General features: G+C 48.0%; 11 protein-coding genes. All 11 read right to left on the reverse strand.

The annotated features are described in order from the left end of the window. Positions 1-871, reverse strand: an 871-nt coding sequence (locus tag VB081_RS05620) for a cysteine desulfurase family protein (protein WP_323399858.1), incomplete at its 3' end; no start/stop codon positions are given. A gap of 15 nt (positions 872-886) precedes the next feature. Then, a complete protein-coding gene (pgeF, locus tag VB081_RS05625) occupies positions 887-1,714 on the reverse strand; it encodes a peptidoglycan editing factor PgeF (RefSeq protein WP_323399859.1) in 828 nt (275 codons plus the stop codon). Further along, positions 1,715-2,170 (reverse strand): transcriptional regulator NrdR, encoded by a 456-nt coding sequence (gene nrdR, locus VB081_RS05630; RefSeq protein ID WP_323399860.1) that lies wholly within the window; start codon positions 2,168-2,170, stop codon positions 1,715-1,717. A 92-nt stretch (positions 2,171-2,262) separates the two neighbouring features. Beyond that, positions 2,263-2,838, reverse strand: a complete 576-nt coding sequence (locus VB081_RS05635) for a sigma-70 family RNA polymerase sigma factor (protein WP_323399861.1) — start codon at positions 2,836-2,838, stop codon at positions 2,263-2,265. Positions 2,839-3,052: 214 nt separating this feature from the next. Then, positions 3,053-4,285 (reverse strand): cell division protein FtsZ, encoded by a 1,233-nt coding sequence (gene ftsZ / locus VB081_RS05640; protein WP_323399862.1) that lies wholly within the window; start codon positions 4,283-4,285, stop codon positions 3,053-3,055. Positions 4,286-4,312: 27 nt separating this feature from the next. Next, entirely contained in the window at positions 4,313-5,494 is a 1,182-nt protein-coding gene (locus tag VB081_RS05645) for a cell division protein FtsA (RefSeq protein ID WP_323399863.1), read from the reverse strand. 178 nt (positions 5,495-5,672) lie between these two features. Further along, positions 5,673-6,515, reverse strand: a complete 843-nt coding sequence (locus tag VB081_RS05650) for a cell division protein FtsQ/DivIB (RefSeq protein WP_323399864.1) — start codon at positions 6,513-6,515, stop codon at positions 5,673-5,675. Between the two features lie 9 nt (positions 6,516-6,524). Then, a complete protein-coding gene (gene ftsW / locus VB081_RS05655) occupies positions 6,525-7,688 on the reverse strand; it encodes a putative lipid II flippase FtsW (RefSeq protein WP_323399865.1) in 1,164 nt (387 codons plus the stop codon). Position 7,689: 1 nt separating this feature from the next. After that, a complete protein-coding gene (gene murD / locus VB081_RS05660) occupies positions 7,690-9,045 on the reverse strand; it encodes a UDP-N-acetylmuramoyl-L-alanine--D-glutamate ligase (protein ID WP_323399866.1) in 1,356 nt (451 codons plus the stop codon). Between the two features lie 16 nt (positions 9,046-9,061). Next, on the reverse strand, positions 9,062-10,066 hold the full coding sequence (gene mraY, locus VB081_RS05665) for a phospho-N-acetylmuramoyl-pentapeptide-transferase (protein ID WP_323399867.1): 1,005 nt from the start codon (positions 10,064-10,066) through the stop codon (positions 9,062-9,064). 6 nt (positions 10,067-10,072) lie between these two features. Further along, a partial coding sequence (locus tag VB081_RS05670) for a glutamate ligase domain-containing protein (protein ID WP_323399868.1) occupies positions 10,073-10,541 on the reverse strand: 469 nt, incomplete at its 5' end.

The raw sequence follows: 10,541 nt of genomic DNA on the forward strand, positions 1-10,541 counted from the left end.
CCGAGGGATGTCCATTCAGTACGGCACGCGGCAGCAACGCCTGCATTTTGTTGATCATATAATCCCGCAGGCCGGACAGCCGCTCAGATTCCGCACCCATTTCCCCCACAGCAAGTGCAAGCGCTTTTGCCATACCGACGATTTCCGGCACATTCTCCGTGCCCGCACGTTTTTTCCTCTCCTGCGCACCGCCGTATAGCAACGGGCATATCTGCACGCCCGTGCGTACATATAATGCGCCCATGCCCTTAGGCCCATAAAACTTATGCGCAGACAGTGACAGCAGATCGATATTGTCTTTTTGTACGTGGAGCGGAATGCTTCCCACCGCCTGCACGGCGTCCGTATGGAAAATGACCCCCGCATCCTTCGCCAGACCGCCGATCTCACGGATCGGATTGATCGTCCCTACCTCATTATTTGCATAAATAACGGAAACAAGTACAGTATCTTCGCGCAGCGCTTCTCTTACCTGCTTCACGCTCACCGCGCCGTACTCGTCAACGGGCAATACGGTTACATCATATCCACGCGCCTTAAGGTGTCGGACGGTGTGCAGCACCGCATGGTGCTCTGTCGCGGTCGTGATAAGGTGTCTGCCTTTTTTCTCGTTGGCTTCCATAACGCCGGCAAGGCTCCAGTTGTCGCTTTCCGTTCCACATGCCGTAAAATATATTTCGTTTTTTTGCGCCGCACCCAAGCTCTTTGCAATGCTTTCCCGCGCCCGTTCGATCACTCCCGCTGCCTCACGGCCGCTTTCATACAGGCTGGATGGATTACCAAAAAACATCCCAAAGTACGGCGACATTTCCTCGAACACTTCGTCCCTTACATAGGTGGTAGCGGCATAATCCAGATATATTCTTTCCATAGCTTCTTTTACCAATCAGCAAAAAGCGATAAACGAACCCATTGCACCCGTTTTCCCGCAATCCCGTCTGTGAGAATAGAACAGATCCTCCCTGCAATAAGTACAAAGGTCTGCGCATGTGATATGCTCCGGCTGCAGGCCGCATTGCTCCATTTGCTTAAGCAGCGCCAGCTGCAGGTCAACATATGTCCTGCCCTCTCGTACTTCCGTCACATCCTCGCCAAATTTTTCGATAAAAAGCCGGGCGACGTCCTCTTGCACTTCGAAGCAGCAAGGCATAATATGCGGACCGATCCCCACAAGAATATCTCTAGGTCGACACCCACATTGTTCAAACAGTCGGATGATGTTGCCGGTGATCCCTTCATAAACGCCACGCCATCCGGCATGGCTCACGCACGCCACGCGCTTTATGGGGTCTAATAAAAACAGTGGCACACAATCCGCATGTAATGTATGTGCCGTGATCCCGCCGTCACGTATCACCAGTGCGTCGCACGGCGGCAAATCTGTTTTCTTCGTGATCCCTTTGCCAACATCGTTTTTGTCCATCAGATAGACGCCGTCACCGTGCGCATAATTAACAAGCGTCAAACTGTCATATGCCACGCCGATAGCATCGCATATGCGTTTCAAATTTTCTTTTTTGTTCGCAGGGTTCTGCTCGCGTGTCCTGCTTAGGTTAAGCGTTGCATATACGCCATCGCTCACGCCGCCGATCCGCGTGGTAAAACAGTGTTTTTCTATTCCCGCCTCAACAAACGACGGGATCACCAAATAACGAACGCCATTCTTTTCCCGCTGCTCAAACCCATGCTGTATCCGTTGTACAAAATCCGTCATTTATTTCTCCGTCAGAAGCTTGTTGAGTTCTTCTTTGAATGTATTGATATCCTTAAACTGTCGATAAACCGATGCAAAGCGCACATAAGCGACCTCATCAAGCTGCCGCAACCCTTCCATCACGATCTCTCCAACTTCATGCGAAGTGATCTCCTGCTTAGGCGAATTGTATACCGTACGCTCGATCTCATTGATCAACGCTTCGATCTCGTCATAAGAAACCTCACGTTTCTCACACGCCTTTACAACGCCCTTCTTGATTTTCTCAATATCAAAGGCTTCCCGTTTCCCGTCTTTCTTTACAACAAAAACAGGAAGGCTTTCCACCTTTTCATATGTAGTGAAACGCTTTCCACAGCTTAAGCATTCACGCCGGCGGCGGATAGAAGTCCCATCGTCCACAGGTCTTGAGTCCACAACCTTACTTTCCGCAAAATCACAATAAATACACTTCAACCTTTTTTCCTCCATACATATTGAGAAGAATCCAATCAGAAACAGATATATTATACCATATTTAGTAAAAAAAAGCACCTTTTCCAGATGCTTTAGCGGACGTTTACTTTATTTCTCATAGAAGACAAAATTTGTTTTTCTACTTTTGATATGTACGACTGGGAAAGTCCCATCAGATGCGCTACTTCTTTTTGCGTTTTTTCAGGATATCCCTTCAGCCCGAAGCGGTAATTCATAATTTCCTGCTGCTGCGCTGAAAGATGCGTCAGCATTTCTTCCAACAGCTTTTGGTTCTCCTGTCTCTCCACAACGTCCCACACCGTATCTTTATCCGTCCCAAGAAGGCCTTCCAGCTTCAGGTCGTCGTCGGCTCTCGCCATTGTTTCATCCAGCGAAATTTCTTTTGCAGCATGTAAATTGCTGCGCAAATACATAAGCATTTCATTTTTGATGCATGTGGAGGCATATGTGCTGAACTTGACATTTTTGGTCGCATCGTAACTTTCAGCCGCTTTGATCAGGCCAATGCTTCCCACCGATACCAATTCTTCTTTTTTGACCTGATAATTGGCATATTTACATGCAAGGATCGATACCACATCCAAATGACTTTCGATCAGTTCCGATTTTGTTTTTCTCCGGCTATCCAGAACCGGCGTACTTTTCATTACGGGTATGCTCCTCAAGTTAATCTTATCCTTTATCATCATATCATGCGATATTTCAATTATTTTGTCGTTTTGTGTCGTATGTTTTAATGATAAATTATTTATTTTTCATTAAAATTTTATATTTTCTGTTTTCCATTATTTAACAGCTCTTAATTGTTATCCACACAACAAAAAAACTCCCTGCTTTTGGCAGGGAGTTTTTGTTTCCTGATTAATAATCGCTGCGGTTTCTTCTCGGTTTCTTTTTCAAGAAGGACGGTATCTCAAGATCCTCATCACCGAACATATCAATGCCGCCTTCCGCATTGCCGCCGCTACCGCCAAGGCTCGGGGAATCCGGAATATCAAGCGAAGGCTTCTGTCTGCTGGCAGGAGCAGAGAACGGCTCTACATCAAGCGGTTCCTCGTCCGTAAAACTGATCGTCTCCCTCAATTTCGGCTTACCGGAAGCATCGATCCGGTTATCTGTGGAACCATCCTCTGCAGACTGCGCGTCAAACCCTGTCGCGATCACAGTAATGCGCACTTCATCGTCAAGCGAAGGATCGATGCACACGCCAAAGAATACGTCCGCCTCCGGATCCGCACCCTCCTGGATGATCTTTGCTGCCTCCTGGATTTCGTACATACCAAGCGAAGGATCGCCAGTCACATTGAATATAATACCGCGCGCACCTTCGATCGTTGTATCGAGAAGCGGGCTGTTGATGGCCTGCTTCGCAGCTTCCACTGTTTTGTTCTCGCCATAGCCGATACCAATGCCCATGTGCGCCACGCCACGCAGCGTCATCACTTTCTTCACATCCGCAAAGTCAAGGTTGATAAGCGCCGGCTTGCCGATCAGGTCAATGATACCCTGTATCCCCTGACGAAGCACATCATCCGCGACACGGAACGCGTCCACGAGCGGCGTATCCTTGCCTACCGTATTCAGTAGCTTATCATTCGGTATCGTAACGATCGTATCTACGACCGACTTTAGAGTCTCAAATCCAACGTCCGCAGCCTTTGCACGCGGATGTCCTTCGAACCAGAACGGTTTGGTCACAAATCCGATGGTCAATGCGTTGCTGTCTTTTGCAATTTCAGCTACAACCGGCGCAGCGCCTGTTCCCGTACCACCACCGAGGCCGCACGCGACAAATACCAGATCAGAACCTTTTACTGTCTGTTCCAGCTCCTCGCGGCTTTCCTCCGCCGCCTTTCTTCCTGTATCCGGGTCGGCGCCGGAACCAAGCCCTTTTGTAAGCTTTTCACCGATCTGTATTTTCTGGTCTGCTTTCGATAAGAAAAGCGCCTGCTTGTCTGTATTAACAGCAATCAGTTCCGCACCTTTCACACCAAATTCTATCATGCGGTTCACAGCATTGTTGCCTGCACCGCCTACTCCGAAAACCCTGATCTTAGCAAAGTTTTCACTGTTATTATCAAATTCGAGCGACATAATCTTCCTCCTTGAGTATGAATAAATTTATTCAAACAGCACATCCTGCCCCTTGCTGAAAAAACCTTTCTTTCTCGTCGGGGGTTTGCTTTGGATATACCCATCGTACGCATATTGTAACAGTGCGTATGCCGCATGCATATCAGGCGGCGCCAACTTCGTGTTCGGTACTCTAATCAAATTAGGCGTTCTTCCTGAAATAGCGCGGTAAAAGCTGTCAAACCCTTTCATAAAGGACAGCCCGCCGCCCGTCATAAACACCTCGATTTTTCTGCCGATACTTCCTTCCAGTTTGGATGTGATCCTATTGATCGTAAGCAACAGATGCTCCACCCTGGAATCAATAATTTCTTTTAGTAAGTCGTATGGATACTTTTTCAACTTCCCGTCCGCATCCTTTGCAAACAACTGCGAAATGCTGCTGTTGTCAGAAAGGCCAAACGTATAACGCCTTTTCAGCTGCTCTGCCGTATCCTTATCAACCTTCATCACATAAGAAATATCATTCGTGATATGTCCGCCGCCCATCGGGATCGTTGTAAAAAACAAGATCGAATCCCCATAAACAAGCGACACATCTGTACTATAATAACCGATATCGACCAAAACTGCAAGAGAATCGCGTTTGTCCTCCGGAAGGAGGTAAAGCGTTTCTGCAAGCGGTTCCGGGATAAAATAGTCCACGCGCACACCGAGATGGTTTAACAAGTCCATCGCGTCGTTCAAAAAGAACTTATTGGCAAGCGTAAAAGCCGCGCATCCTCTTAAGCGCTTTGCGGGAATATCATAAGGATCCAGATAAACATTATTATCATCAAGCAAAAACCACGCAGGCCATTCGTGCACCAGCGTTAAATCCGACATAATATCAAAACTTCTCGCACGCTCGATCAGCAGGTCGATATCGCGCTCCGTCACACGTCCCTTCACAGGAACCTGCGCCTTGCGGTTTATGACCTTAATAAAAGACCCCGGAATCCCGACGTCTGCACTTCGAATACGAAATCCAGCCTGTCGTTCACAAGATTCCAGCGCCTGTTCAACAGCACCGAGCACTTCCTTTGAATCGACCCAGTTCGTTTTTTTGATACCGGCGTAGGGAATTTGGGAATAGCCTAAAACTTCCAGTCCCATACGCTGTTTTTTTTCTGCAACCGCACATGCTATTTTAGAAGTTCCAAACTCTATAATCGTTTTGAAGTCTTTCATTCAAAAACCAACCTTCAGGCATTCTTAATCGTCATTTTTTGACCACTATTTTTATTATCATATCACAATTGAAAAAAAAACAAAATACTTTTATATAATATATGTCACATTTCCGTTGCATTTTCGCAATCTATGCACAAATATTACCAAAAGCGTCTTGCATTGTCTATTTTGCCTGCTATTCCTGCGTTGCCGGCTCATCCGTACCTGCCGGTTCTGTGGTCTCACCCGCGTCCGGCTGCTGTGTTGCATCACCAGCAGGCGGCTGCGAGGCAACAGCGTCATCCGTCATACGGTACGTGCCGCTGGTGCCGCTCGTAACATCGTATACGCCGCTGGTATTTCCATCCGCCGCCAGCTTAGGCAGCATCTTCTTGATCCATTTCATTTTGTCCGCGATCTTGTCCGACTGGCCGAATTTGATCATCATCCCGTCGTAAGACTGCATCCTGATGTTATTGATATCGGAAAGATCAATCGTGGATATCGTGGAATACAAATCCTTTGCTTCGATTTCCGCCAAAATATCAGAAAGCACAGAAATCTTGAATATATCTTCCGTATCGACCGGTTTTCCCAGATTGACCGAGTTGATCGTGATACCACTCACCACGGGATATTGCTGTTCCGGCGGCGCATCCATCATCTCAAGCACGTTTGCATTTCCATCCACCAGCCAGTACTTGTCCGCATGCAAAATCAAAGCCTTCGGTTCCCGTTCGCTCACCGTGATCACCAAAGTCTTGGGGTAACTCTTTGCAATGCTCTCCACCTGCAGATATGGTTCTGCTTCAATGTTTTCCTCAATTTTATCTGTATCAGCCATAAACATATGTGTTTTCGGCGGAACGTCGGCCAGCTTCACGACATAACTTGCGTCATATTTCGCCGTTCCCAATACTTTCACGTCCTCCACCTGAAAATACACATAAACAAAGTAACCTGCTCCGGCGAGCAGTAATATAATCAAAACAACTGCTAAAATTGTTTTCCCAACGCCGCGTTTGTGTTGTTTTTTCATTGCTCCCTCTTACTCTTCCTCTGTCCTTTTTGCCATCATAATTCGTCGCGATTGTTTGGAAATATTAAGCATGATTCCAATCATACTCATAAATATGACAAGCGACGAGCTACCATAGCTGATAAACGGCAGCGACACGCCCGTAGGCGGCAGCGAGGCCGTTACAACTCCTACATTAATAATGACCTGCAGTGCGATCACTGTCGTGACCCCCGTTGCAAGCATCGTCCCGAACAGATCAGGCGACTGCGCGGCAGTCTTGATCCCTCTGTAGATCAGGAAGATGAACAATGCCAGCAGCACGATCGCACCGATCAGCCCCAATTCTTCGCCTATGATCGCGAAGATAAAGTCCGATTCACCGTAAGGCAGCCATGAAAGCTTTTGCGTACCATTGCCGATCCCTTGCCCAAAAAGCCCGCCCGAGCCGATCCCGTACAGGGATTGCAGCACCTGATAACCACCGCCGGAAGCGTTCTGCCACGGCTCTGTAAAGCTCAAAAGGCGATCCACGCGGTATCCGGCCCTCTCTCCCGTCGTCATCAGGACAAAGCCGCCCACAACGCCAGCGCCGCCCAATGCCAATAGGTGCCATGCCTTTGCGCCTCCCACAAAGATCATAATAAAGGTAAGGGCGCACAGCACGATGATCGCAGAAAAGTTCGGCTGAAAATAAAGCAAAATGCAAACAGGGATCAACGCCAGCAGCGAAGGGATCACGCCATACCGGAAGGTGTTCATCCTGTTTCGATTCACGTAGATCACCGAAGCAATAAAAACGATCAATGCGACCTTCGCAATTTCTGCCGGCTGCAATTGCGGAAGCGGCCCTAACTGTATCCACCGCGACGACCCGTTGACGTTTACGCCGATTTCCGGAATAAAAACAGCAACTAAGCATATTCCCGCAAGTACAAGCAGCACATACTTTAATTTTATAAGTTTCTTATAATCAAAGAACATGAAGAAGATCATAAACACCAGCCCGATCGCCGCGCCTACAAGCTGCTTTTTGAACAATGCCAAACCATCGTAATCGTATAGCTTCGAAGACTGTGCCATATAATAGCTTGCGCTGAAAACCATCAGCAAGCCGTATGCGATCAATATCAGTGTCACGATCAATAACGAATAATCAATCGACCCCTTTTGCAGGAGATTCGTTTTCCGCATCCTATAAACCTTTCACGATTTCCTTGAACACACTTCCCCGCTGTTCAAAGTTTTCAAACATATCCCAGCTTGCACACGCCGGGGAAAGCAAGACATTGTCTCCGGGCTCTGCAATGCTATAAGCCTTCAACACCGCATCCTCAAACCCGTTTGCCTTGATATAGTTCTCGTATCCGCACGCCAGCGCCGCGTCAATAACCTTTTGTGCCGTATCTCCTAGTACAAGCACCGCCTTGATCATCGGTGTAAACTCCATAAACAACGGTACAAAATCATTTTTCTTGTCATATCCGCCCAAAATCAGTACCGTAGGCTCTGTCATCGCATGGATCGCATTGATGGTCGCATCCGGATTCGTCCCCTTCGAATCGTTGATAAACGATACGCCGTTTACTTTACGCACAAATTCGATCCGGTGTTCTACCCCCGGAAATTCCCGCAGAGTATCCGCCACCACCTTCACTGGTATCCCGTAAAGGCACGCAAGAGCAGTCGCAGCCAACGCATTTTCCAGATTATGTTTACCCGGAATATGCAGTTCTTTTGCCGGCATGATGACCTGTACTTCACCGTCTTTCGCAAAACAAATGTTTCCGTCACGTACATATGCCCCGTTTGTCAGGATATGATCCGTGCTGAACCAGAAGACCTGCGCGTCTATCTCGTGCGCGAGCCCCCTTACGATCTCATTGTCATAATTTAATACACAGAAGTCTTCCGGCCTCTGGTTCTTGAATATCTTTGCCTTTGCAGCAATATAGTTTTCCATCGTACCATAGCGGTCAAGATGGTCTTCTGTGATATTTAAGATCGCGCTTTCCTTCGGACGATAGGTATCGATCGTGTCTAGCTGCAGCGCAGCAGTCTCCGCGACCACCACGTCTCCCGGCTGTGTGTCCAATGCTTCCTGTGTGATCGGTACGCCTATATTGCCCAGCACATGCGTATGTATGCCCGCGTTTTTGAATATCTCTCCGGTCAGCGCCGTTGTCGTCGTTTTACCATTCGTACCCGTAATCGCAATAAAGTCCGCTTTAGAAACGTCAAATCCCAGCTCTATTTCTGCGATGACTTTTTTATTCAATTCGTACGCACGCTTAATAAAGGGCAACCCAAGCGGCACGCCCGGGCTCAAGACAAGCATATCCATTTCTTCTATTCGGTCGGTAGGGTCAACGCCCAGCATATCATGATATTCATACCGGTCAAGCTCCGCAAGCAGCCCCTCCGGAAGATCGGATTTTCTTTTCACGTCGTAGATCGTCACATCCGCGCCCAGTTTGCACAGCAATACAGCGGAGGAAACTCCGCTTTTTGCCATCCCTATTACCAAAACTTTCTTGTTTTTGTATTCCATCTCTTGCCTCCGAAAGTCATGCAAAGAACAACAATAAACTACCCACACTCAAAAGCATCGTTGCAATCATATAGCCCGATACGACCTTTGTCTCAGGTGCGCCGCCAAGCTCAAAGTGATGATGCAGCGGCGCCATGCGAAACACACGCTTCCCCCGCAGCTTGAAAGAACCTACCTGAATGATCACCGAGATCGCCGACAGCACGAACATAAAGCCCATGATCGGCAGAAAAAGCTGCATTTCCGTGGCAATGCCCATTGCCGTCAGAGCCGCACCCAAAAGGAACGAGCCCGTATCTCCCATAAATACCTTTGCCGGATGTGCATTAAAGCACAAAAACGCGATACACGTCCCCATCACAGCCGCCGCAAACATCGTCATATTCGACATGTCCGACTGTATCTCCGGACTGATCATCGTTGCACCCAGCACGCTGAAAATGAAAATCAGCACGAACGTCGCAGAGTTGATCAGCGTAATGCCTGTCGCAAGGCCGTCAAGCCCGTCCGTCAGGTTGACGCTATTGACCATTGCAATCAGCACAAACATCGTGAATGGAATAAACCCCGCTCCGAGCTGCCATTCCGTCTCAGCGATCGGAAGGTAGACCGTCTTGATGTCCAGCCAAAAATACGCCAGACATGCAACCACCGCCGCCGCCACCAGTTGCAGAACGATCTTCTGCCATGCGCGCAGCCCCAGCGAACGTTTTTTGAAAAGCTTCAGGCCGTCATCCAAAAATCCGATGACCGAAAAAGCCAGTACTGTGACCACGGCAAAAACCGTATACCGTATATCTCCGGAAGCAAAAATAAAGCTCGACGCAACAATGCCGATCAACATAATGATACCGCCCATCGTCGGCGTGCCTTCCTTTACCAAATGAGTCTGCGGCCCGTCGTCCCTCACGTGCTGCCCCGCCTTTGCTTTTCTCAAAAGCGGTATGATGATCTTTGCCGCAACAAATGTTATTCCAAATGCGATCAATATCGTGAATAACATATCTATCATAAAGTCCATAAAACCTTATTCCTTTTCGTCTTCTTCATTATTTGCAAAACCAAGTTCGTTCAATATATCTTCCACAACGACTTTTTCATCAAAATCATGCTTTACGCCCTTGATCTCCTGATAGTCCTCATGTCCTTTTCCCGCCAGCAAAATAATATCCTTTGGCTGTGCATTCTTGATCGCCCATTTGATCGCTTCCCTGCGGTCTTCAATGCGCTTATACTCCCCTTCGGATTCCTTCATACCTTCTTCGATCTGATCGATGATCTCCGCAGGTTCTTCAAAACGCGGATTATCGGACGTCAATACCGTAAAATCGGAATACTCACCCGCAATTTGCCCCATGATCGGACGTTTTGTCGTGTCCCTGTTGCCTCCGCAGCCAATGATCGTTACAACACGCCCCGGCGCAAATCCGCGCACTGTGGAAAGCGCATTTTTCAGGCTGTCCGGCGTGTGTGCATAATCAAGTATGATCCCAAAA

Source organism: Christensenella sp. (assembly GCF_034927525.1).
Lineage (GTDB): Bacteria > Bacillota > Clostridia > Christensenellales > Christensenellaceae > Christensenella.